This window comes from Methylorubrum aminovorans (assembly GCF_022179725.1).
Classification (GTDB): Bacteria; Pseudomonadota; Alphaproteobacteria; order Rhizobiales; family Beijerinckiaceae; genus Methylobacterium; species Methylobacterium aminovorans.
Genome location: NZ_BPRC01000009.1, coordinates 124,460 through 145,532 on the forward strand (window position 1 = coordinate 124,460; position 21,073 = coordinate 145,532).

General features: G+C 68.8%; 20 protein-coding genes. 10 read left to right on the top strand and 10 right to left on the bottom strand.

Features of this window, described 5'->3' with window-relative positions; translation table 11 throughout:
- Positions 1-15 precede the first annotated feature (15 nt).
- A complete protein-coding gene (locus tag MFF24_RS14270) occupies positions 16-3,783 on the top strand; it encodes a GAF domain-containing protein (RefSeq protein WP_238225079.1) in 3,768 nt (1,255 codons plus the stop codon).
- Positions 3,784-3,872: 89 nt separating this feature from the next.
- Here MFF24_RS14270 and MFF24_RS28840 read toward each other — a convergent pair whose 3' ends face one another.
- Together MFF24_RS28840 and MFF24_RS14275 are read right to left on the bottom strand one after the other, a co-directional pair.
- Positions 3,873-3,998: a hypothetical protein gene (locus tag MFF24_RS28840; protein ID WP_283214505.1), complete on the bottom strand. Its 126-nt coding sequence runs from the start codon at positions 3,996-3,998 to the stop codon at positions 3,873-3,875.
- A gap of 33 nt (positions 3,999-4,031) precedes the next feature.
- Positions 4,032-5,264, bottom strand: coding sequence for an amidase (locus MFF24_RS14275; RefSeq protein WP_238225081.1), 1,233 nt, complete (start codon positions 5,262-5,264; stop codon positions 4,032-4,034).
- 113 nt (positions 5,265-5,377) lie between these two features.
- Between MFF24_RS14275 and MFF24_RS14280 the strand changes: the two genes are divergently transcribed.
- The 4 genes from MFF24_RS14280 to MFF24_RS14295 all read left to right on the top strand — a co-directional run bounded on the left by MFF24_RS14280 (position 5,378) and on the right by MFF24_RS14295 (position 8,681).
- The gene (locus MFF24_RS14280; protein WP_238225083.1) at positions 5,378-6,361 is read left to right on the top strand and encodes an extensin-like domain-containing protein; all 984 of its coding nucleotides are present in this window, start codon (positions 5,378-5,380) and stop codon (positions 6,359-6,361) included.
- A 177-nt stretch (positions 6,362-6,538) separates the two neighbouring features.
- On the top strand, positions 6,539-7,006 hold the full coding sequence (locus MFF24_RS14285) for a hypothetical protein (protein WP_108938882.1): 468 nt from the start codon (positions 6,539-6,541) through the stop codon (positions 7,004-7,006).
- 98 nt (positions 7,007-7,104) lie between these two features.
- Entirely contained in the window at positions 7,105-7,779 is a 675-nt protein-coding gene (locus MFF24_RS14290) for a ribonuclease T2 family protein (protein WP_108938883.1), read from the top strand.
- Between the two features lie 95 nt (positions 7,780-7,874).
- Positions 7,875-8,681, top strand: coding sequence for a 23S rRNA (adenine(2030)-N(6))-methyltransferase RlmJ (locus MFF24_RS14295; protein ID WP_238225085.1), 807 nt, complete (start codon positions 7,875-7,877; stop codon positions 8,679-8,681).
- 12 nt (positions 8,682-8,693) lie between these two features.
- Here the strand turns inward: MFF24_RS14295 and MFF24_RS14300 are convergent, their stop codons facing one another.
- The 3 genes from MFF24_RS14300 to MFF24_RS14310 form a co-directional block, all read right to left on the bottom strand.
- The gene (locus MFF24_RS14300; RefSeq protein ID WP_108938885.1) at positions 8,694-8,963 is read right to left on the bottom strand and encodes a DUF6894 family protein; all 270 of its coding nucleotides are present in this window, start codon (positions 8,961-8,963) and stop codon (positions 8,694-8,696) included.
- 13 nt (positions 8,964-8,976) lie between these two features.
- Complete coding sequence (locus tag MFF24_RS14305; protein WP_108938886.1) at positions 8,977-9,207, bottom strand: hypothetical protein; 231 nt, start codon at positions 9,205-9,207, stop codon at positions 8,977-8,979.
- A gap of 115 nt (positions 9,208-9,322) precedes the next feature.
- Positions 9,323-10,756: an FAD-linked oxidase C-terminal domain-containing protein gene (locus tag MFF24_RS14310; RefSeq protein ID WP_108938887.1), complete on the bottom strand. Its 1,434-nt coding sequence runs from the start codon at positions 10,754-10,756 to the stop codon at positions 9,323-9,325.
- A 366-nt stretch (positions 10,757-11,122) separates the two neighbouring features.
- Between MFF24_RS14310 and MFF24_RS14315 the strand changes: the two genes are divergently transcribed.
- Positions 11,123-11,485: a c-type cytochrome gene (locus MFF24_RS14315; protein WP_108938888.1), complete on the top strand. Its 363-nt coding sequence runs from the start codon at positions 11,123-11,125 to the stop codon at positions 11,483-11,485.
- Between the two features lie 233 nt (positions 11,486-11,718).
- On the opposite strand, the gene MFF24_RS14320 is transcribed toward MFF24_RS14315, so the two are convergent.
- From MFF24_RS14320 to MFF24_RS14335, 4 genes are all read right to left on the bottom strand, one after another.
- On the bottom strand, positions 11,719-12,204 hold the full coding sequence (locus tag MFF24_RS14320; RefSeq protein ID WP_238225087.1) for a MarR family winged helix-turn-helix transcriptional regulator: 486 nt from the start codon (positions 12,202-12,204) through the stop codon (positions 11,719-11,721).
- Between the two features lie 670 nt (positions 12,205-12,874).
- Positions 12,875-13,483 carry a DUF1254 domain-containing protein gene (locus tag MFF24_RS14325; protein ID WP_133089940.1) on the bottom strand — a complete coding sequence of 203 codons (609 nt, stop codon included), beginning with the start codon at positions 13,481-13,483 and terminating at the stop codon, positions 12,875-12,877.
- Entirely contained in the window at positions 13,480-14,163 is a 684-nt protein-coding gene (locus tag MFF24_RS14330; RefSeq protein WP_133089941.1) for a DUF1214 domain-containing protein, read from the bottom strand. The genes MFF24_RS14325 and MFF24_RS14330 overlap by 4 nt, the downstream gene beginning before the upstream one ends.
- 11 nt (positions 14,164-14,174) lie before the next feature.
- A complete protein-coding gene (locus MFF24_RS14335) occupies positions 14,175-16,442 on the bottom strand; it encodes a transglycosylase domain-containing protein (protein ID WP_238225088.1) in 2,268 nt (755 codons plus the stop codon).
- A gap of 322 nt (positions 16,443-16,764) precedes the next feature.
- Between MFF24_RS14335 and MFF24_RS14340 the strand changes: the two genes are divergently transcribed.
- Positions 16,765-17,229: a YcgN family cysteine cluster protein gene (locus MFF24_RS14340; RefSeq protein WP_238225089.1), complete on the top strand. Its 465-nt coding sequence runs from the start codon at positions 16,765-16,767 to the stop codon at positions 17,227-17,229.
- Positions 17,230-17,239: 10 nt separating this feature from the next.
- Here MFF24_RS14340 and MFF24_RS14345 read toward each other — a convergent pair whose 3' ends face one another.
- On the bottom strand, positions 17,240-17,872 hold the full coding sequence (locus MFF24_RS14345; RefSeq protein WP_238225090.1) for a GNAT family N-acetyltransferase: 633 nt from the start codon (positions 17,870-17,872) through the stop codon (positions 17,240-17,242).
- Between the two features lie 268 nt (positions 17,873-18,140).
- On the opposite strand from MFF24_RS14345, the gene MFF24_RS14350 reads away from it, so the two are divergent.
- The 3 genes from MFF24_RS14350 (at position 18,141) to MFF24_RS14360 (ending at position 20,946) form a co-directional block, all read left to right on the top strand.
- Positions 18,141-18,692, top strand: a complete 552-nt coding sequence (locus tag MFF24_RS14350) for a TadE/TadG family type IV pilus assembly protein (RefSeq protein ID WP_238225091.1) — start codon at positions 18,141-18,143, stop codon at positions 18,690-18,692.
- Positions 18,693-18,844: 152 nt separating this feature from the next.
- Complete coding sequence (locus MFF24_RS14355; RefSeq protein WP_238225092.1) at positions 18,845-19,528, top strand: TadE family protein; 684 nt, start codon at positions 18,845-18,847, stop codon at positions 19,526-19,528.
- A complete protein-coding gene (locus MFF24_RS14360) occupies positions 19,513-20,946 on the top strand; it encodes a TadE/TadG family type IV pilus assembly protein (RefSeq protein ID WP_238225093.1) in 1,434 nt (477 codons plus the stop codon). Before MFF24_RS14355 ends, MFF24_RS14360 begins: the two co-directional genes overlap by 16 nt.
- Positions 20,947-21,073 lie beyond the last annotated feature (127 nt).

Below are 21,073 nucleotides of genomic sequence, written 5' to 3' on the forward strand. Positions count from 1 at the left end.
ACAGCGGAGTGTGGGATGGGTGCGAAGACGGATCCGCCCGAGCGGCCGTCGTCTCCCGGCACGGCGAACCGGCTGACTCGCGAGGACGATTGGGCCGAAACGCCACTCGGCCCGATCGAGACGTGGCCGGTTTCGCTGCGGTCGGCCGCCGGGCTCGTGAACGATCTGGGCGCACCGGCGGCCCTGGCCTGGGGTCCGGCCCTGACAGCCCTTTGCAACGACGCCTTCCGGACCCTGGTCGGCCCCGTCCCGGTCGGACGCGCCTTCCCCGCCCTCGCGCGCACCGGACATGACGCGCAGAGGCTGGACCTCCTCCTCCGCCGGGCCGGGTCCGGCGAAGCGATCACCGCCGCCGGCCTCGTCCTCGGCCCGAAGCCATCCGGTGCGGGGCTCACGCTCTGTCTCAGTCCGGTCCGCGGTCCCGGCGGCGGAGCGGCGGGGGTCCTGGTGCTCGTCACCGGAGCAACGGTCACGGAGGGCCGCTGCCAGGCGCCGCTCCGGGTCGGCGAGGCGACGGACAGCCCCCTGTTCCAGACGAAGGGACAGGGCTTCTGCGAGCTCGAATTCGAGCGTGATGAAGAGGGCCGTGCCGTCGATTTCCGCTTCGTCGCGCTCAATCCCGCCTGCGAACGGCTGATCGGCCTCCCGGCAGCGCTGGCGCGCGGGCGGCGGGCGCGCGAGGTGATGCCGGATCTCGATCCCTGGTGGGTTCAGACCTACGAGCGGATCGCCGCCGCGGGCATGCCGGCACGGTTGGAGCATACCGACACGCCGAAGGGGCGCTGGTTCGAGGTCTCGGTCTATCCGCAGGCGAACGATCGGCTGCTGGTCCTCTACGAAGACGTCACCAAGCGCAAAGCGGCCGAGACGGCCCTGCGGGATCGCGAGGAGCGGCACGCGTTCCTCCTGGCGCTGAGCGACGCGATGCGCACGCTGACCGAGCCGGCCACGATTCAGAACGAGGCCTGCCGGCTGCTCGGCGAGCGGCTGGAGGTCGACCGGGCCTACTACGTCGCCATCGACGAGGCTGCCGGAACCGCGCGGATCGCTTGGGACCACCTGCGCGGCGGCGCGCGCTCGATCGCCGGCGAACACCGCATCGCGGATTTCGCATGGTCGGTCGACATCCTCCGCCGCGGCCAGTGCCACGTCGTGGCCGACACGCAGACCTCGACCGCGGTCCCGCCGGCGCACCGTCCGGCCCTGGCGGCTCTCGGGATCACGGCCTGCCTGGGGGCACCGCTCATCAAGAACGGCCGTCTGGTCGGCGCGCTCTGCGTCACGCAGGCGATCCCGCGGGATTGGACGGAGACCGATGTCGGGTTGCTGCGCGACGTCGCCGAGCGGATCTGGTCGGCGGTCCAGCGCGGACGGGCGGAGGCGGACATCCGGCGCAAGAACGCGGTGCTCGAAGGGATCAACCGCATCTTCCGCGAGGCGCTGGCGGCACGCACGGAGGAGGAGCTCGGCCGCGTCTGCCTCGCGGTCGCCGAGGACGTGACGCAGAGCGCCTTCAGTTTCATGGGCGAGATCAACCACGGGAGCGGCCAGTTCGACGAAGTCTCCATCAGCGATCGCGGCTGGCACCACTTCGCGATCGACGATCCCGCCTTCCCGAAGGGCGTGCCTCCGAAAGGACTCAAGCTCCACGGCCTCTACGGCCGTGTGCTGAAGGACGGGAGCAGCCTCATCGCCAACGACCCGCAGACGCATCCCGACCGCATCGGCACGCCGAAGGGGCATCCGCCGCTCAAGGCCTTTCTCGGCGTGCCGTTGAAGCGGGATGGGCAGACCGTGGGAATGATCGGCCTCGGCAACCGGGAGGGCGGCTTCAGACCGGAGGATCGGGAGGCTGCCGAGGCGCTGGCCCCGGCCATCCTCCAGGCACTGCTGAGCCGGCGGACCGCCGACACCCTGCGCGACAGCGAGGAGCGGTTCCGCAACCTGACCGAACTCGTGCCGAGCTTTCTCTGGCACATGGATCGCGAAGGGAAGATCACCGTCGCGAACCAGCAATGGTACGACTACACCGGCCTGACGCCCGACCAAGTGCAGGACGGCGGCTGGCTCGCGGCCCTCCATCCCGACGATCAGGACGAGACGTGGCAGGTCTTCGGCGAGGCCCTCGCCACCGGCCGCGCCCTGGAGCGGCAGCAGCGCATCCGCCGCCGGGACGGGACCTATCGCTGGTTCCTGATCCGCCATGCCCCGGCCCGCGACGCGGAGGACCGGATCGGGCGCTGGTTCGGTGCAGCCACCGACATCCACGACCAGTATCTCGCGGCCGAACACCTGCGGGCGGAGGAGGCGCGCCATGCCTTCCTGCTCGACCTCGCCGACCGGCTGCAGGGCCAGACCGATCCGGTGGCGACCCTGCGCGTCGCCGTCGAGACGCTCGGCCCTCATCTCGGCCTCAGCCGGGCCGGCTATGCGCGCGTCTACGCCGACGGAGAGATCCTCGAACGGCAGGTGCGCTACAGCGCGGTCGAGGAGCCGCATCTCGGGCCGCTGCGCATCCGCGATTTCGGCGAGAGCTTTCGCGACCGGTGCCACCGGGGCGAGACGATCATCGTGAACGACACCAACGCGCTCCGGAATCCCGAATTCTACAGGAAGGTGGACATCGGCAGCCTGGTGGCGGTGCCCCTGGTGCGCGACGGCCAGTTGCGCGCCCTCTTCTTCCTCGACGACCGCAAGCCGCGGGCGTGGTCACGCGCCGAGGTGGCGTTGGCCGAGGACGTGGCCGCCCGGACTTGGGATGCGGCCGAGCGCGCCCAGGCCGAGACGGAGCTGCGCGCCAGCGAAGCCCGGCAGCGTGCCCTGGTCGAGGGAATTCCCCAACTCGTTTGGCGGGCGGATCAGGACGGCGGCTGGAGTTGGGCAAGCCCGCAATGGCACGCCTATACCGGCCAGACCGAGGCCGAGAGCGGCGGCTCCGGCTGGCTCGACGCGCTCCACCCCGACGACCGCACCCGGGCGCAGGAGGCCTGGAACGGGACCGACCCGACCAGCGCCCTCACCGTCGATTACCGCATCCGCCATGCCGCGGAGGATCGTTACCGCTGGTTCCAGAACCGGGCGCTGCCCGTGCGCGGGGAGAGCGGCATCGTCGAATGGTTCGGCACCTCGACCGACATCGACGACCTGCGCCGGCTCCAGGAGCAGCAGGGCGTGATGGTGGCCGAGCTGCAGCACCGCACCCGCAATCTCATCACGGTGGTGCGTTCGCTGGCCGAGCAGACCATGGCCGGAAGCACCTCCATGGAGGTGTTCCGCAGCCGCTTCTACGGTCGGCTCGCGGTGCTCTCGCGCGTGCAGGGCCTGCTCTCCCGCTCGACCCTCGAACCAATCACCCTGCACACCCTGATCAGCACCGAACTCGATGCCCTGGGCGCCTGGGAGGCTGCGGAGCGCATCGTCCTCAAAGGCCCGCCCGTGCGGTTGCGCAAGGCGACGGTGCAGACCTTCGCCCTCGCCCTGCACGAACTCGCCACCAATGCGCGCAAGTACGGTGCGCTCGCCGACCGCGCCGGGCGACTGAGCGTGACGTGGCAAACCTACACCGAGGGCGAGCGGGCGCGGCTGATCCTGTACTGGCACGAGACCGGGTTCGAACGCTCCGCCGAGGAGACCATTCCGCAGCGGCGCGGCTACGGCCGCGAACTGATCGAGAAAGCCCTGCCCTACTCGCTGGATGCGCGCACCCGCTACGAGTTGAGCGAGACCACCCTGCACTGCACCATCGATCTGCCGCTGACCGAGCGGCACAAGCCGAGCCGGTAGCGCTGACGCCACCTCGAGGGAGAGGGCCCGGATCGAGGATCCGGGCCGCTCGCATCCGCCTCAGTGAACCGCGGCTTCGGAGGCTACGCTCACCAACGGTAGGTGAAGCCTCCCTTGACGGCGTGATCCTGGGCGCGGGCGCCGACCTGACCGGTATAGGCCAGACCGAGCGTCGCGCTGGCCGAGACCCGCAGATCGAGACCGGCATTCGCCACCAAGGCGTCGCGGTCGACCTCTTCAGGACGCCTCTACGCCGACGCCAGCGCCCCTTCGATCGCTCGCGCGACGGCGAGCGCTCGCCCATCGTCGCCGAAGCGGGCGATCACCTGCACGCCGAGCGGCAGGCCGTCGCCCGGCACCGGAACGTTGACGCAGGGCACGCCCATCAGCGTCCAGAGCCGGTTGAAGCGTGCATCCCCCGTCGAGCCGAGCCCGTGCGGGGCACGGCCGACACTGGACACCGTCAGGATCGCGTCGACATCCGAGAACAGCTCCTTCAGCAGACGGCGCGCCCGGTGCGCCTCGCGGCGGGCGCCGTCGTAGTCGGCCGCGCTGAGATCCTGCGCCCGGTCGAGCTGGCCGCGCAGGACCGGCGGCAGGGCGTCGCGATGCTCGGCATATTCCCAGGCGAGCGCTTGGCGCGCCTCGAAATCCTGCACGGTCGGGTGCGCGGCCCAGGCCCGCGCGAAGGGCTCCGGCAGGACGAGATCGCGCACCGACGCCCCGGCCCGCTCGGCGGCGCGGGCGGTACGCTCCAGGGCAACGAGGGCGTCCGCGTCGGGGCTGCCGGCGAAATCCTGGAGACAGAGGGCGAGGCGCGGGCGCTCCGGTGCCGCCGTCTCGATGCCCGGCCGATCCGCGATCAGCGCCAGCGCATGGGCGATGTCGGCGACCGAGGCGCCGAACAGGCCCACCGTGTCGAGCGCCCAGGAGAAGGTCTTGACGCCCACCGTCGGCAGCAGTCGGAACGAGGGCTTGATCGCCGCCACCCCGCAGAAGGCCGCCGGGCGGATCACCGAGCCGCCGGTCTGGGTGCCGAGTGCCAGCGGCAGCATCCCGGCGGCGACCGAGGCGGCCGAGCCCGAGGAGGAACCGCCCGGCGTGTGGTCGGGATCGTGCGGGTTCACGGTGGCGGCGGGATCGAGGCCGGCAAAGGCTGTGGTCGCGGTCTTGGCGAGCGGCACGGCGCCGAGCGCCCGCAGCCGCGACACGATCGCCGCGTCCGCCCTCGGCCGCCAGCCGGCATGGATCGCCGAGCCGCACTCGGTCGCCATGTCGGCGGTGTCGATGATGTCCTTGATGCCCACCGCGATGCCGGCGAGCGGCCCGGTGTCAGGCACCGCCGCCTCGGGCGCGGTGCGCAGCACGGCGCCGATGCGGGCATCGCGCGCGGCGATCCGTTCGCGCGCCGCGCGAACCGAATCCGCGGCGGATAGGGTACCGTCGGCGATGCGGGTGCGGATGTCGAGGAGCGATATCATGCATCGTCGAGTCACCGCCCGTCACCCATCTGTCAACAGCGCTCCACAAGGGGTCAGGCGCGAGGCAGCATCGTTAGCGGCTCGTTTACGCGACGGTGCGCATCGTCCGGTCCATGTGGCGTAAAGCGTTAGCGTTCTCGGCCCTGGTGCTGTTCGGCGCGGGGCTCACGGGCTGTGCGATCAACCGGTTCGAACGCCGGGAGGCATGGCGCGACCAGGCCGAACAGATGTGCATCGCGCGCAAGCTGGTGCAGCCGACGGCCTATGTCTCGCTCGCCAAGGAGATCGACGGCCCCGGCCCCTGCGGCATGCAGCAACCCTTCCGGGTGACGCGGCTCGGCGGCGGCACGGTGGCGCTCAAGCAGCGCATGACGCTGGCCTGCCCGGCTTTGGCCGAGGCCGAGGCGTGGCTCGCCGACACGATCCAGCCGGCCGCCACCCTCTATTTCGGCGTGCCGGTGGCCGAGATCAACGCGGGCTCCTATTCCTGCCGCGGCCGCAACAACCAGGCCGGCGCCAAGCTCTCCGAGCATTCCTTCGGCAACGCGCTGGACATCATGTCCTTCACGCTCGCCGACGGCCACGTCATCACCGTCAAGGGCGGCTGGCGCGGCACCGAGGCCGAGCAGGCCTTCCTGCGCGAAGTCTTCGTGGGGGCGTGCGCCCGGTTCTCGACCGTGCTGGCGCCGGGCTCCAACGTGTTCCACTACGACCACATCCACGTCGATCTCGCGATGCACGACCCGCGCGGCCTGCGACGCGTGTGCAAGCCGCTGCTGAAGTTCGAGTCGCAGCTCAACGCCGCCAACGGCTCGCCGCGTCCGCTGGCCTCGCCGCGGCCGCCCGCGCGGCAGACGATGCCGACCCAGGCGCCGATCGACGTGGAGGAAGACGATCCCTACGGCGTCGCCCCGACCTCCTCGCGCACCACCGGCACGCGGGTCGCCCGCGCACCCGCCGCCCCTGCGCCGACCGCCTACGCCGCCGCACCGGCACCCCGGCGCGCCCCGGTCCCGGCGCACGACGCGGCCTATGCGCCGCTGTCGCTCGCCGCGCCCGACGCCTCGGATCACGCCTCGGACGAGCCGATCTATTAATCCGTCCGGGGTGTGCCCGGCACACCCCAGGCCGGCCCAAAAGCGGCGCCCGCGCCCGGTCGAAGCTTGACTTGAGCCAAGCGCGGCGCATCGTCTTTCGCCCATCCGGTGCCCGCCGCGACACGCCCTGCGTGGGCGGGCGTCGCGCGGTACCCTCAACAGGCGGATCAGAGCGGCATGCGCCCGAACCTTCCCCTCGCCGTCCTGGCGCTCGGCCTCTTCACGGCGTCGTCCGTGCTGCCGGCGCTCGCCCGCTCCGGCCGCGAGGAAATCTCGCCGGCCGAGGAGCAGACCTTCCCCTACGACGCCGACATTCCCGGCTGCCAGGACACCGGCGTTCTGGAAAAGGTCTCGACCCAGTTCGCCGAGAAGGAGGCGAAGTTCTGGAACTCCTCGCTGACGATCGTCTCCTACGAGCGGATCGAGCGCACGGCGTGGCGGCCCTACGGCGTCGACTTCATCCCGCGCCGCTACTGCTCGGCGCTGGCCACCACCTCGGACGGTGTGCGGCGCAAGGTCGATTACTCGGTGCGCGAGAGCCTCGGCATCATCGGCTCGACCTGGGGCGTCGATTTCTGCGTCCACGGCCTCGACCGCAACAACGCCTACGCCTACGCTACCGCCTGCCGGATGGCCCGGCCCTGATCGATGGTTGAGAAAGGTGGGCGGGCGGCGAACACACGCTTGACTTGTACTCCGCCCCCGGCATCGTCCTGAGACGTCCCGCGCCCCGAGTCCCGTCCATGCCTCGCCTTCGCCGCCTCGCTGCCCTGGCCCTCGGCCTCGCCCTGGCCTCCGGCGCACAGGCACAGGATTTCGGCGGCTTTCGCCGCGGCGGCGAGCCCGGCAGCTTCGACTTCTACGTGCTGGCGCTGTCGTGGTCGCCGACCTATTGCGACGGCGAGGGCGCGCGCCGCGACCGCAATGGGCAGTGCGCACCGGGCCGCGGCCTCGGCTTCGTGGTGCACGGGCTGTGGCCGCAATACGAGCGCGGCTATCCCTCGAACTGCTCGGCGGTGGAACGTCCCCTCACCCGCAACGCAGTGGAGGCCGCGGGCGAGATCATGCCGAGCGAGGGGCTCGCCCGCCACGAGTGGCGCACCCACGGCACCTGCTCCGGGCTCGATCCGGTCGCCTATTTCAAGGCGGTGAAGACGGCCCGCGAGGCGGTGACGATCCCTGAGGCCTTCGTGAAGCCGCAGGGCGACATGCGGGCCGCCCCGATCGAGATCGCCCGGCAATTCGTGATGGCCAACAAGGGCCTGCGCCCGGACATGATGTCGGTGACCTGCCGCCGCGGGCAGCTGCAGGAGGTGCGGATCTGCTTCTCGAAGGATCTGCGCGGTTTCACCCCCTGCCCCGAGGTCGCGCGCCAGAACTGCCGCGCGGGTGAGGTCTCGGTCGAGGCGGCGCGCTGACGCGGGCAGGACTTTCCTGTTAAGCGCGGTCCTCAGACAGTGAGGACCATGCCCTGAACTACCGCCACGCTTTCCACGCCGGCAATTTCGCGGACGTGCTCAAGCACCTCGTGCTGACGCGCGTGCTCGTACATCTCTGCGCCAAGGACAAACCGTTCCGGGCGATCGACACCCATGCGGGCCTCGGAGTCTACGATCTCGAGGCGGACGAGGCCGGGCGCACCGGCGAATGGCGTGACGGCTTCGGCCGGCTCGACGCGCCGTTCGAACCGGAGGTCGAGGCCCTGCTCGCGCCCTACCGGGCGGCGGTCGCGGCGGTGAAGGCGCGCTTCGGCCCCACCACCTATCCCGGTTCGCCCGCGATCATTCGCGAGCATCTGCGCGCGGGCGACAAAGGCGTGTTCGTGGAGTTGCATCCAGCCGACGCGCAGACGCTGGCGCAGCGCTACGCCAGCGATTCCCGCACCAAGGTGATGCATCTCGACGGCTGGACCGCCCTCAACGCACTGATCCCACCGCCGGAGCGCCGCGGCCTCGTGCTGATCGATCCTCCCTACGAGGAGCGCGGCGAGATCGACCGGCTGGGCGCGCACCTGTTGAAGGCCGCGCGGAAGTGGCCGACCGGGACATATCTCGGCTGGTACCCGGTCAAGGATGTCGCCGGGATCGACCGCATGGCGGCGGCACTCGACCAGGGACTGGAGCGGCCGGCGCTGCGCCTCGACCTGATGATCGAGCGGCCCGACGATCCGACGCGGCTGACCGGCACCGGCCTCGTCGTCATCAATCCGCCCTGGACGCTGGCGAGCGAGGCGGAACTGTTCCTGCCGGCCCTGGCGGAGCGGCTGGCCCGCAGCGGCTACGGCGCCTTCCGCTGCGAGCGGCTCGGGCCGAAAGGGTGAGAGCCCGCCCTCTCAGTGCAGGGTCCCCTCCCCCGGCTCGGCCGGATCATCCGCTGCGTCGATCGCCTCGGCGAAGGGGAATTCCAGGACCACCTCGCCCGCCTCGTCGGTGACGACGAGGATCGCCGCGACGAGACGCGGGTCACCACCCTCGTCCTCCAGACTCGCCCGGATCGTCGCCCGCGCCACCCGCCACGCCTGATCCGGATCGCGCAGCTCCACGCCATCCTCATCGGTGAGCGTGTCGGCGGCGATGCGAGTGTGGAAGAAGTAGCGCGGCACGGGGAACGCTCGCTTACTTGGCCGGAGCTGGCTGCGCGTTCTGGCCGCCTGCCTTGTCCTTCTTGTTGGCCTCGTGGTGGCCGATGACGCAACCGGCGGCGGCACCGGCCTTGCCGTGGCCGGCCATGCTGCCCGCCGCACCGCCGACGACGGCCCCTTTGAGGCAGCCCTTGGCCTCGGCCGGGCCGGCGAGGGCCGCGACGCCCAGGGCGAGGACGGCGGCGGTGAGAATTGGATGCTTCATGGCACCTACCTCTTGGCGTGAGTCCCTCATGAAAGCATCGCCCGGAAGCCGAGGCTCCGGGCCGATGCGATCGGATGAGACGCCAACCGGCTGCCGACCGCATCCGTTCCGTCGGTCAGGCCGCGACCCGGCCTTCGAGCGGGAACACCTTGGCCGGGTTCATCAGCCAGGCCGGGTCGAACACGTTGCGCACCCGCATCTGCTGTTCGAGGTCAGCTTGCGCGTACTGGAAGCGCATCAGCTCGCGCTTCTCGATGCCGACGCCGTGCTCACCGGTGAGGCAGCCGCCGACCTCGACGCAGAGCTTGAGGATCGCGTCGCCCGCGGCCTCCGCCTTCTGCAACTCGCCGGGCGTGTTGATGTCGAACAGGATCAGCGGGTGCAGGTTGCCGTCGCCGGCGTGGAACACGTTGGCGACGCGAAGCCCCTGCTCGGCGCAGATCGCCTCGATCCGCTCCAGCACGTGGCCGAGCTGACCGGTCGGGATCGTGCCGTCCATGCAGATGTAGTCGGAGATGCGGCCGGTGGCGCCGAAGGCGGACTTGCGGCCCTTCCAGATCGCGGCGGACTCGGCCTCCGATTTCGAGACGCGGATGCTGGTCGGGTTGAAGCCTGCGGCGATGGCCTCGATGCGGGCCAGCATGTCCGTGCACTCCTCGTCCGATCCCTCGACCTCGATGATCAGCATCGCCGCGGCGTCGCGCGGGTAGCCGGCTCCCGAAAAATCGTCGGTGATGAGGATCGCCTCGCGGTCCATGTACTCGATGGCGACGGGGATGATGCCGGCGGCGATGATCGCCGCGGTGCAGGCGCCGGCATCCTCGACCGAGGAGAAGCCGACCAGCGCGGGCCGCGCGCCTTCGGCCGCGCGCAGGATGCGCACGGTGGCCTCGGTGACGATGCCGAGCTGCCCTTCCGAGCCGCAGATCAGGCCGAGCAGGTCGTAGCCGGGCGCATCGAGATGCTCGCCGCCAAGCTCGACCACGGTGCCGTCGTTGGTCACCAGCGTCACGCCCATGAGGTTATTCGTGGTCACGCCGTATTTCAGGCAATGCGCCCCGCCGGAATTCATGGCGATGTTGCCGGCGATGGTGCAGGCGAGCTGGCTCGACGGATCGGGGGCGTAGAAAAAGCCCTCGTGTGCCACGGCCCCCGAGATCGCGAGATTGGTGATCCCGGCCTCGACCCGGGCGGTGCGGTTGGCGAAATCGAGATCAAGGATGCGCGTCATCTTGCCCACCCCGAGGATGATCGCGTCTTCCTGCGCGATGGCGCCGCCAGCGAGTGACGTGCCGGCGCCGCGCGGCACCACCCGCACGCCGTTGGCGTGGCAAAAGGCCATCACCGCCGAGACCTCCGCGGTCGTCGAGGGCAGCACCACGGCGAGCGGCATCTTGCGGTAGGCGGTCAGCCCATCGGTCTCAAAGGCGCGGCGCTCGTCCTCCGTCGTCACCAGGGCCTCCGGCGCCACCAGCGCGGACAGCCCCTCGATGATCGCGTCACGGCGGGCGACGACATCCGCATCCGGTGCGGGGAAGGCGATCGACATGGCCGGCATCTCCTCCAGAAATGGGTTCGGCGTCTTCGCTCGGACGCGCGTTGTCGGACCGGGCTCACTTCGATGGTGAGCTCGCGCCGGTCGGTCATCCACAGGTGCCCTGCGGGACCTTCAGCCCCGCTTCAGCCGCCTGATCCTAGGTTTTACCCGGACGACGCCGATAGCGCATTCTAGCCGAAACACGTTCGAGACGCACAAGTGGTTCCTGCCGACCCATGCAGCCACCGAAAGGAGCGTGAGCGTCTTCGTGAAGTGGCCTCGGCTGGACGACTGCCCGGCTTAGTCTATATCTGTTCTAAGGCTAAAAGCTCTGCCATAAGCAAGCCGGCTTCGGCCGTTCCAAGGAGGAAAAAAACGATGCGTCATCTCATCCTCGGCGCCGCCTTCGCGCTGCTGCTTCCTGTCGCCGCCCATGCCGAGGGCGATGCCGCCGCCGGCGAGAAGGCGTTCGCGCCCTGCAAGGCCTGCCACAACTTCGAGAAGAACGGCGTCGGCCCGACCCTGAAGGGCGTCTTCGGTGCGAAGGCTGGCGAGGGCGCCGACGGCTACGCCTTCTCCGACGCGCTGAAGAAGTCCGGCCTCACCTGGGACGAGGCCAACCTCAAGGAGTGGCTGATCGATCCGAAGAAGAAGGTCCCCGGCACCAAGATGGTCTTCCCCGGCGTCAAGGACCCCAAGAAGGTCGACGACATCATCGCCTACATCAAGTCGAAGTCCTAAGTTTCGAGCGGCGCCCGCGCGCCGCTGTTTCGAAAAACGGAAAGCCGCCCTTCGGGGCGGCTTTTTCGTATCCGGACTGCGATGGGATAGGCCCGTCATACCCGGATCGATCGGCTCCATTCGGATGGCAAAGCCGTGCCTCGGCGAGACCCATCGCGCTCCCCCTACGGGGATCTCAAGCGACGCGCAGCCTCGCCGATACGGCTTCTGTCTCGATTCAGCGGAACCGCGCTTCAGCCGGGCGCATTGGCCGCGGTCAGCTCGGTGCTGCCGGCACGGGCGTGAAGCTCGTCGCGCATCAGGGCCAGACTGTCGAGCAGCGCGCGCCGCTCATCGAGGGTCATCCCGGTCATGCCGCCCACCGTGTGAGGCAGGCAGTCCATCTTCCCCTTGAGGCCCCGCCCCTTCTCGGTGAGAAAGATGCTGACCTGACGCTCGTCCGGCCGGTCACGGGCGCGGCGGACATGGCCGGACGCTTCGAGGCGCTTGAGGAGCGGCGTGAGGGTGCCTGAATCGAGGAAGAGGCGGCTGCCGATTTCCTTGACCGAAAGGCCCTCCTCCTCCCACAGCACCAGCAGCACGAGATATTGCGGGTAGGTCAGCTCGTGGTGGGCCAGGAGGCTGCGGTAGGCGCGACCGAAGGCATGCGCCGCCGCGTAGACGGCGAAGCAGAGCTGGTTGTCGAGGGATTGCGGGTCATCGCGGCCCGTTTGACTCATGACACTCTTCCTCGGTGCGCACGCGGCGCACTGTCGTTTCGAACCCGCCGACGGATCCGACACCGGCCGATATGGGGGCGGCGAGCCGCCTTCGCGAATCGTCGGGCCGCCTCGCGCTCCGCCGACGCCTCCGAAAAGGCCCCCGTGCGGAAGGCAGCAGCCTCTTTCGGCTCTGTGATCTTCCGCGACAGGCATCCCCGCCGACGGCAGCCGCGCGGCAGAAGCCCTGCGACAGACCTAAGACTCGGACCCTAAAGAAAAATCGCCGTGGGTACAATCGAACCACGCGCATGGCTTTCGCGGCGATCCGCATGAAAGTCTCGCTTCCGAAGCCGGACCGGCAAGAAACCTCCGCGCGCGCCTTGAAAGCCGGAGGCTAACACGGCCTCCGCTTGATCAGAGAGGGGAGCGGATCAGCAAGCCCGCGCGGCGCTTGAGCGAAAGCCAGATCCGCCATCCCGAAGGGATCGACCGGATTTGGTATGAGACCCCGCTTCGCGTGTGCCGCTCCATCGTCGATCCGAGGACGCCGCGTGGCGCTTTGACACCCCTCCGGATTATCACCTCAGGTATCGCCCCGACCGTCAGCGCGAGTGACAGCGAAGCGATCCGGGACGCGACCCGTCCGGGAGGGGCGCCCTAGCCGGCGGCCGTCCTTCGGGCCAATGCGCTAGCTCTTGCCGTTCCCCGCCTCGTCCCCGGTCGGCTCGGCCGGGCTGTCGATGGTGCAGGCCACCGCCTGGACCGCCGCGTCGGCCACGGCGCGTTCGCTCGGTAGGGCGGCGATGACCCGGACCACCGCGAAGCCGCGCCGGGCGGGTGCGATGATGCGCACGTCGCGCGTCACCTCGCCGGCCACGTCGTTGGCCAGAGCCTCATCGTACTGGGCGCGGGTCATCACCACGAGATCGAGGCCGCCACGCACCGCGGCCTGATCGGTCACCGCGTAGAAGGCGCCGCGGCGGCTGTGCATCGAGACCGAGAGCATCAGCGAACCGGCCTGGGCCGAGACCCGCATCGGCCCGTCGTCGAGGTCGTAGGAGCACACGCCGACCGAGACCGCCGGATCGGGATTGGGCAGCCACGCCCCGCCGGCAGCCGGCGGGCCGCCCGCGAGGCCGTGGATGCGCAAAGGGTGGTCGAGGGTCTCGCTCGCCCGGGCGCGGGTGAAGGCGTCGCCCTCCGAGAAGCGCGGGATCGCCAGCACGGTCGCGATGTGGACGATCCCGGCGATGACGAGGCCGCAGGCGGTGGCGAGCCAGAAGGCGCTCCGGCTCATGAAGCGCACCCCGTCCGCTCGATCGCCGGCAGGCTGTCGCGGTCGAGCGAGCCAACGCTCGCGGCGACCGGCGTGTCGTAGAGGCGAAGCGCCAGCCGAACCGGCCCGCTCGGCCGCGGCATCGGCAGCCAGTTGCCGGCCTGAACCTCGGGACTGAGCAGGATCGCGAAACGGCCGTCCGTCTCGCGCAGGATCTCGGTGGAGGTGAATCCGGTTCGCACTGGTTCCTGCCCCGGCGCGGGCGCGCCGCGGCCGGACACGGTGATCGTCCAGGCACGGGCCGGGGGCGTGACCCCCGCGAGGCGATAGGTGCAGGCGGCATCCAGCGTCCGCCCGCTATCGTCGCTGGCCGCCGTCAGCAGCATGCCCTCCCCGACCGCGAGAGGAATGTCGCCGCGCCGCGCATTGACGGCGCGGGCATAGGGGTCGGAATCGAGCGAGCCGGCCTTGGGCCACGCCGTCCAACTTCCGATCGACGTTCCGCCGAAGGGATAGCCGCCGCTGGTGGCGTAGTCGGCGCTGGCGAGACCCAGAAGGCCGCCGAGGGTGAGCGCGTAGACGAACAATCCCACCCGCGAACTGCGCGAGGCGGCGCCGCGCGCGAGGCGGCGCAAGCGTGAGGACGCATCCTCGCGCCCAGGGGCTCCGGTCGCCGGGCCGACTCCACTCGACAGGGCCATCGGGAGCGGCCTCAGGGCGTCCCGAAGCCGCCGGAGGCGCGGGCGCCCTCGGCGACGTCGACGGGCGCGAGGCCCGGTGCCCGCATCCGGTCGGGGGCGACGGCGCCGGAGCGCGCCGGCTCGGGCTTCGCCGCGGAGCGGCTGGTCTCGACGGTACGGAACAGACCGTTCAGGCTCGACAGCACCTCGAAGGAGCGGCGCGAGAGCCGGCCGCTCGAACTGGCAGCCGCCGCCGCACTGTCGGCCTGGGCCTGGGCCGCCTGCGGCGCGCTCCTGCGGTCGTTCAGGCCGGGCATCGGCTTCAGCTCGATGCCCTGATGGGCAGGCGCCATGATCTCGTGCCACGTCATCGCGGGAAGCGAACCGCCGGTCATCTTGTTGGTCGGGCTGTGGTCGTCGTTGCCGTACCAGACGGCGCCGACATAATTGCCGGTGTAGCCCACGAACCATGCATCGCGGTAGCCGTTGGTGGTGCCGGTCTTGCCCGCGACCTTCACGCCCTCGATCTGGGCTTTGCGCGCGGTGCCCTCCTCGACGACCTTGTTGAGCATGTAATTCATGTCCGCCGTCACCTGGGACGAGAGTACCTGCACCGGCTTCTCGTCGGCGTGGCGGTAGATCACCTCGCCGCTGGAATTGCGCACCTCGCTGGCGACGTAGGGCTTGGCGACCCGTCCGCCATTGGCGAAGACGGCGAAGCCCGCTGCCTGATCCATCACCGTCACCTCGGTGGCGCCGATCGGCAGGGAGGGCGTGTCGGTGAGCGGCGTCGTCACACCCATCGCCTTGGCGAGCTGGATGATTCTCTCGCGCCCCGCCTTGGCCGCCTTCCACTCGTGAGTGATGCCCATCCCCTTGCCGATGGCGGTGGTGATCTTGATCGGGATCGTGTTGACCGATTTCGCCACCGCGAGCCACATCGGCTGGCGGCCGGAATAGGAGCGACCGTAATTCTGCGGGCACCAGTTGCCGACGCAGACGGGCGAGTCCACCACCGCCGTGTCCGGCTTGTAGAGACCCGAGGCCAGCGCCGCGGCGTAGACGTAGGGCTTGAACGAGGAGCCGGGCTGGCGCAGCGCGTCGGTGGCGCGGTTGAACTGGCTCTCGCCGTAATCGGCGCCGCCGACCATGGCGCGCAGCGCCCCGTCGGGGTCGAGGATCACGACGCCCGCCTCGTCGACGTCGTACTGGTCACCGAAGCGGCGCAGGGTGTTCTCCACTGCCTGATCGGCGGAGCGCTGGATCGAGAGATCGAGCGGCGTCTTCACCGTGAGGACGCGGTCGTTGCGCAGCTTGCCGGCATCGGCCAGCCGCTTCACCTCGTTGAAGGCCCAGTCGAGGTAGTAGTCGGCGGTGATGTCCTTGGTGCGGGTCACCGGAGTCGCGGGGTTGCGCAACGCCGTCTGGATCTGACCCTCGGTGACGAAGCCGGCCTCGACCATGTTGTGCAGCACGTCCACCGCCCGGCTGCGGGCGGCCGGCAGGTTGACGTTGGGCGAGTACTTGGTCGGCGCCTTGAACAGGCCGGCGAGCATCGCGGCCTCCGCCAGCGTGATGTCCTGCAGACGCTTGCCGAAATAGTAATCCGCCGCCGCCACCGCGCCGAAGGTGCCGCCGCCCATATAGGCGCGGTCGAGATAGAGCTTCAGGATCTGGTTCTTGGTCAGGTGCGTCTCGAGCCAGAACGAGAGGAACGCCTCGTTGATCTTGCGCTCCAGCGAGCGCTCGTTCGACAGGAACAGGTTCTTGGCGAGCTGCTGGGTCAGGGTCGAGCCGCCCTGCATGTTACCCTTGCCGGACGAGTTCGAGACGAGCGCCCGCGCCGTGCCGATCGGGTCGATGCCCCAATGCTCGTAGAAGCGCCGGTCCTCGGTCGAGAGCAGCGCCTTGATCATCAATTCGGGGAAATCGTCGAACTTCAGGGAGTCGTCGTGCTTGATGCCGCGGCGCCCGACCTCGGTGCCGTAGCGGTCGAGGAAGGTGACGGCGAGATCCTGGGCCTTGAGCCAGTTGTCGCTGGTGAGATTGAAGGCGGGCTGGGCCAGGAACAGCAGCATCAGGGCGCCGGCCGTGCCGATGGTGACGCCCTCGCTGGTGAGGTCGAGGACGGTTCGCTTCCAGCCGCGGACGGAGAAGACCTGCATTCGCGCCTGGAAGCGCTCATAGGCCTCCGTCGTGGAATGGCTGCCCTCGTAGAGGCTCGCATTGACCCAGGCATCGAAGGCCAGGGCCGCGCGGCTGATCCGCGTCGTCAGCGTCTTGAGGCTGGGCAGGCGCAAGGCGGATTCCGGTTTCTCTCGACGTTGGCCGGGTCGGTTGAGGAGCGGTGCAGACCGACAACGATACCCCGATACGTTCTGTATCAGGACACGCGCCGGCCCGCGAGCTTCCGCTTCCGTTAAGGAACGCGAAGAACGGGCCGGCGGCACCCGGCGCCCCGTCAACCGCGCATTAACCTTAAGAAAACTCTAACCGCCGAATCCGGCCGTCGGATGGCGTGGAGAGCCGATCATCCGGCCACGCTTGCCCCCGAGGCGGCCATGCGGCAGGAGGGGCACCCTGTCCCGAAACGAGACGATCAAGGAAGGCGAGGCGCCAGAGATGGCCGAGCGCAGCGATGGGCCGTTCTGGCGCGTGAAGAGCCTGGAGGCGATGAGCCCGGCGGAGTGGGAAAGCCTGTGCGACGGCTGCGGACGCTGCTGCCTGCTCAAGCTCGAGGACGACGACACCGGCGAGATCCACCACACCGATGTCGGATGCACGCTGCTCGACACCCATACCTGCCGCTGCCGCGACTATCGCAACCGTGCCAAGCGCGTGCCGGACTGCGTGCGCCTGACCCCTGAGGCGGTGCGCACGATTCCCTGGCTGCCGCCGACCTGCGCCTACCGCCTCGTGCGCGAGGGCCGCGACCTGCCGGCCTGGCACCCGCTTAAGACCGGCCGCCGGGCGAGCGTCCACGAGGCCGGCATCTCGGTGCGCGGACGCGTCGCCGGCAACGAGGAGGAGTTTGCCGAGGAGGAACTGGTCGAGCGCATCGTCGCCTGGCCGGACGAGGCGGCGTGACGCACGGGACTCAGGCCGCCCGCGGCAGCGGAAGCTGAGGCAAGGCCGTCACGGCGAGACCGAAATCGAGGGCCGTCTCGATTCCCTCTCGCCACAGCGAGAGCGGCGTCGCCTGAGCGAGCCGGATCGTTCCCTCGTTCTCGCCCTCCTCAAGACGCATCTGCGCGCCGAAACCCATGACCAGCCGGCGCATGGCGGCGTTGTAGGGCAGACAGCGCAGATGAAGCTCGGCGATGCCGCGATTGCGGGCCGCCTCCGTCATACGCCGCAGCAGCATCGTGCCGAGGCCCGCCCGCCGGAATCCCTGCTCGACCGTGAGCGCGACCTCCGCACGCCGCGCTCCGGACGCCCCGCTGCCGAAGGGGCGCAACTCGCCGAGCGCCCGCAGGGTGCCGCCCACGAAGACGCCGACGACCATGCCGGACATCACCGTCGCCCGCTCCGCATAATCGGCCAAAGCCCTGTCCCCGACGGACGCCATGAACCGGCTCGCACGGGTCTCGGCATCGAGGCGGAGGAAGAAGGCGCGCAAAGCCGGGCCGTCGCTCGGCCAGAGGCGGCGCAGGCTCGTCTCGCCGCGACGTGCAACTGGACGGCGCGAGGAACGATCGACGGGAGAGTAGGACACGGAGGCGGAGGACATCGGGAAAGCGAAGAACTCTTGCGGTATGCCGGATCGGCGATCGGCCGCGCAGGCCCCCTCCCCGACGCGGTCACATGGGATTTGGCCCGCGACCCTTCCTATCGCAATGCACCAAAGTGCCGGATCGTCACGCCCGACCGCATGGCTGGCCTGTCGGGACCGACCTGCTCGCCGAACCGCAGGAACGCAACTCCGGTCAAACACCAAAGCCCAGGATTTCTAACATCATGTTATCTTTTATTTAAATTCTGGCCGATAGACTGCCATCATGCGGCAAGAATCGAAATACATTGAGAACGAACAGGGCTCGGCAGCCGTAGAATTCGCTCTGGTCGGCTCGGCATTCATCATCACTTTGTTTTTCATCATGGCAACGGCCTTAGTCTTGTATATCAACCAGGTGCTCGACAATGCCACGGCGCGGGCATCACGGAAGATCCTGACCGGCGACCTCCAGTCACAATCCACGGCAGCGACACTGGAGGGTTTCAAGCAGAGCGTCTGCGGATATCTGCCGGCCGCGTTCTCCTGCAACGACATCATCGTGAACCTTTACGTCGTGCCGAGATCGGCGCAGCCCAGCGGTTACTACTCCTTCGTCAGTTCCGACATGAACGGCGTCATCGTCTCCAATCTCGCGTCAGGGGCCGGGGTGCTCAATATGGGCGGCCGGGGGGACTATCAGTACCTGCAGGTCATCTATCCGATCACCTTCCTGCCCGCACCGATCTCGTCCTGGCTGAGCGGCGGAGCGACCTACAACGGCAAGCCGGCCTATCTCGCGATCTCGGCCGCGGCCTTCCGCAACGAGCAGTACTGATGGCGGTGCATCCCCCTCATACGCCCTCGCCCGCGGCGCTGCCCGTTCCGGGATCGACGCGCGGGTGCGGCCGCCGCAGCGGGGCTCTGTTGCGGGCCGCCCGAACCGGCCTTGCCCTCCGTGTCGCGCGCTTCCGTGCGGCCGAAGGCGCCATGGCCGCCGTCGAGTTCGCGCTGATCCTGCCGACCCTGCTGCTGATCATGTTCGCCAGCATCCAGATCGTTGCCTACATCGACGCGACCCGTAAGGTCGAACTGGTCGCCCATTCGATCAGCCAGATGATCTCGCAGGCGGCGCCGCCGAGGAACACGACGGTTGCGCAGGTCAACGCCGCCGACCTGCACTTCAGCTACGACTCGGCGCTCGTGCTTTTTCCCTACGTGATGAAGGATGCCAAGCGCCGCGGCGTCGCGTGGTGGCAGACCATCTCGATCAATTACGCCGCCATTCAGTTCAGGGCGAGGAACGCGGCCTGCCAGAGCCGGACCGACACCAGCGGCGACCTCAGCGCCTGCTTCGACGCCAACGTGGTCTGGACCAGCACCGGCACGCACCAGCCGGCCAGCGGCGAGAACTATCGACCCTGCAACACGGCGCAGCTGCCGGCCGACGACAATGCAGCGCCGAACCGGGCCACCCTGCCGCGCTCGTCCTACGGACCCGGGTCCCTCGTGGTGATCGATGTGGTGTTCGACTTCGAGCCGACCTTCGGCTCGGGCTTCGTTCCGGCCATCCGGATCGCGCGATCGGCCTACGTGCTGCCGCGCTACGCTTCGCTGGTGAACTACGACACGGCCAACAACACAGGGATCGCGACCAGATGTACCGGCTTTTGACCCGCGCGCGCCGGCTCAAGGGCCGGGCGAAGGCTCTGGCCTCCGATCACGGCGGCAGCATCAACGTCATGTTCGCCCTGGCGGTGATTCCGACCGTCGGCCTCGTCGGTCTCGGTGTCGATTACGGCATGGCGATCACCGGCAAGACGCGGCTCGACAACGCGGCGGACATTGCGGCACTCGCGGGCGTCGTGACGGCCAAGGAGTACATCGCCGCCAACGCGAAGCAGAGCGATGTGACAAGCGCCGGCCTTACCGCGGGCCGGAACCAGTCCCTCAAGGCCTTCAACATCAATGCCGGCAGCGTGTCGTTCGCGACAGTGAACCTGTCGCCGCCGCAGGTGACACGAAGCGGGAACGTGCTCACCGCGACAATCACCTATACGGCGACGGTTCAGAGCGTCTTCGGGAAGATCCTCGGCGTGTCGGCGTCGACCTTCAGCAACACCGTGACCGCCTCGGCGGACCTGGCAGGCTACTCCGACTTCTACCTAATGGTCGATGTGTCGGGCTCCATGGGGCTGCCGACGACGGATGCCGATGCGGAGAAGCTCGCCAGCCAGAGTGTCGAGTCCCAGGGAAATTGCCAGTTCGCGTGTCACTTCCCAACGGCGAAGGGTTGGAATCTGGCCGCGGGAAAAATTCAGTTGCGGTCCGACGCCGTGAACAACGCCGTCTGCGCCCTTCTCGACCGGGCCTCGACGCCAGTCGTGCCGAACCAGTATCGGATCGGCATCTACCCGTTCATCAACCGGTTGGCGACGCTGTCCCCGCTCAGCGACACCACCACATCGCTGGCCTCGATGAAAACCCTCGCTGAGTGCGACAAGAAGTGGCCACTGGCCTTCACCAAGCTTCTCGATACCGGCAGCACACAACTTTACACCAACAACGATCCAACCACCGGCACCGGGAGCGGCGGCACCCATTTCGAAACGGCCCTGCCGCAGATGAAATCGGCTATCCAGACCTATGGCAACGGGTCCAGCGTGACGAATCCGAAGCCGTTCGTGTTCCTCATCACCGACGGGATGCAGAACAGCCAGACCTATTCGTCCTGGAAGGACAAGAGGACCTATCCCGGCAATCCGTCAAAGTTCACAGGTTATCGCAACGCCGAATGGGACGGATCGCAGCCTGCTCAGATCGATTCATCAAAATGCACTGACCTGAAAAACGCTGGCGCAACCATTTCAGTGCTTTATATTCCGTATAATTTTGTCAAGACATATGGCAAGGACGCCACTATCGTGCGGGAAAACAACTTGGTCAACGGGTTCAGCCCGACCCTCGCCGACCCGCTGCGCAGGTGCGCCTCGCCAGGCATGTTCTTCAAGGCCGACAGCGCGGAGGGCATCACCGCGGCGCTCCGCGAGATGTTCGATCGAGCGCTGAAGGTCGCCCGCATCACGGAGTAGAACCGCCGGCTACATGCCGGAGATCGCAGTGCCGCCCCGGCGGTGCCATGGCGCGAGCTTCGGATCGGAGCGGATGTTTGCACGGTTGCCTCGTGCCGGCTTGATCGCCGTGTCGCGGCGCGGCAGA

What these genes read in the sequence shown, in the direction of transcription:
- MFF24_RS14270 (WP_238225079.1), top strand. Translation starts at nt 16, where the DNA reads ATGGGTGCGAAGACGGATCCGCCCGAGCGGCCGTCGTCTCCCGGCACG.
- MFF24_RS14275 (WP_238225081.1), bottom strand. Translation starts at nt 5,264, where the DNA reads ATGATATCGCTCCTCGACATCCGCACCCGCATCGCCGACGGTACCCTA.
- MFF24_RS14280 (WP_238225083.1), top strand. Translation starts at nt 5,378, where the DNA reads ATGTGGCGTAAAGCGTTAGCGTTCTCGGCCCTGGTGCTGTTCGGCGCG.
- MFF24_RS14285 (WP_108938882.1), top strand. Translation starts at nt 6,539, where the DNA reads ATGCGCCCGAACCTTCCCCTCGCCGTCCTGGCGCTCGGCCTCTTCACG.
- MFF24_RS14290 (WP_108938883.1), top strand. Translation starts at nt 7,105, where the DNA reads ATGCCTCGCCTTCGCCGCCTCGCTGCCCTGGCCCTCGGCCTCGCCCTG.
- MFF24_RS14305 (WP_108938886.1), bottom strand. Translation starts at nt 9,207, where the DNA reads ATGAAGCATCCAATTCTCACCGCCGCCGTCCTCGCCCTGGGCGTCGCG.
- MFF24_RS14310 (WP_108938887.1), bottom strand. Translation starts at nt 10,756, where the DNA reads ATGTCGATCGCCTTCCCCGCACCGGATGCGGATGTCGTCGCCCGCCGT.
- MFF24_RS14315 (WP_108938888.1), top strand. Translation starts at nt 11,123, where the DNA reads ATGCGTCATCTCATCCTCGGCGCCGCCTTCGCGCTGCTGCTTCCTGTC.
- MFF24_RS14320 (WP_238225087.1), bottom strand. Translation starts at nt 12,204, where the DNA reads ATGAGTCAAACGGGCCGCGATGACCCGCAATCCCTCGACAACCAGCTC.
- MFF24_RS14325 (WP_133089940.1), bottom strand. Translation starts at nt 13,483, where the DNA reads ATGAGCCGGAGCGCCTTCTGGCTCGCCACCGCCTGCGGCCTCGTCATC.
- MFF24_RS14330 (WP_133089941.1), bottom strand. Translation starts at nt 14,163, where the DNA reads ATGGCCCTGTCGAGTGGAGTCGGCCCGGCGACCGGAGCCCCTGGGCGC.
- MFF24_RS14340 (WP_238225089.1), top strand. Translation starts at nt 16,765, where the DNA reads ATGGCCGAGCGCAGCGATGGGCCGTTCTGGCGCGTGAAGAGCCTGGAG.
- MFF24_RS14345 (WP_238225090.1), bottom strand. Translation starts at nt 17,872, where the DNA reads ATGTCCTCCGCCTCCGTGTCCTACTCTCCCGTCGATCGTTCCTCGCGC.
- MFF24_RS14350 (WP_238225091.1), top strand. Translation starts at nt 18,141, where the DNA reads ATGCGGCAAGAATCGAAATACATTGAGAACGAACAGGGCTCGGCAGCC.
- MFF24_RS14355 (WP_238225092.1), top strand. Translation starts at nt 18,845, where the DNA reads ATGGCCGCCGTCGAGTTCGCGCTGATCCTGCCGACCCTGCTGCTGATC.
- MFF24_RS14360 (WP_238225093.1), top strand. Translation starts at nt 19,513, where the DNA reads ATGTACCGGCTTTTGACCCGCGCGCGCCGGCTCAAGGGCCGGGCGAAG.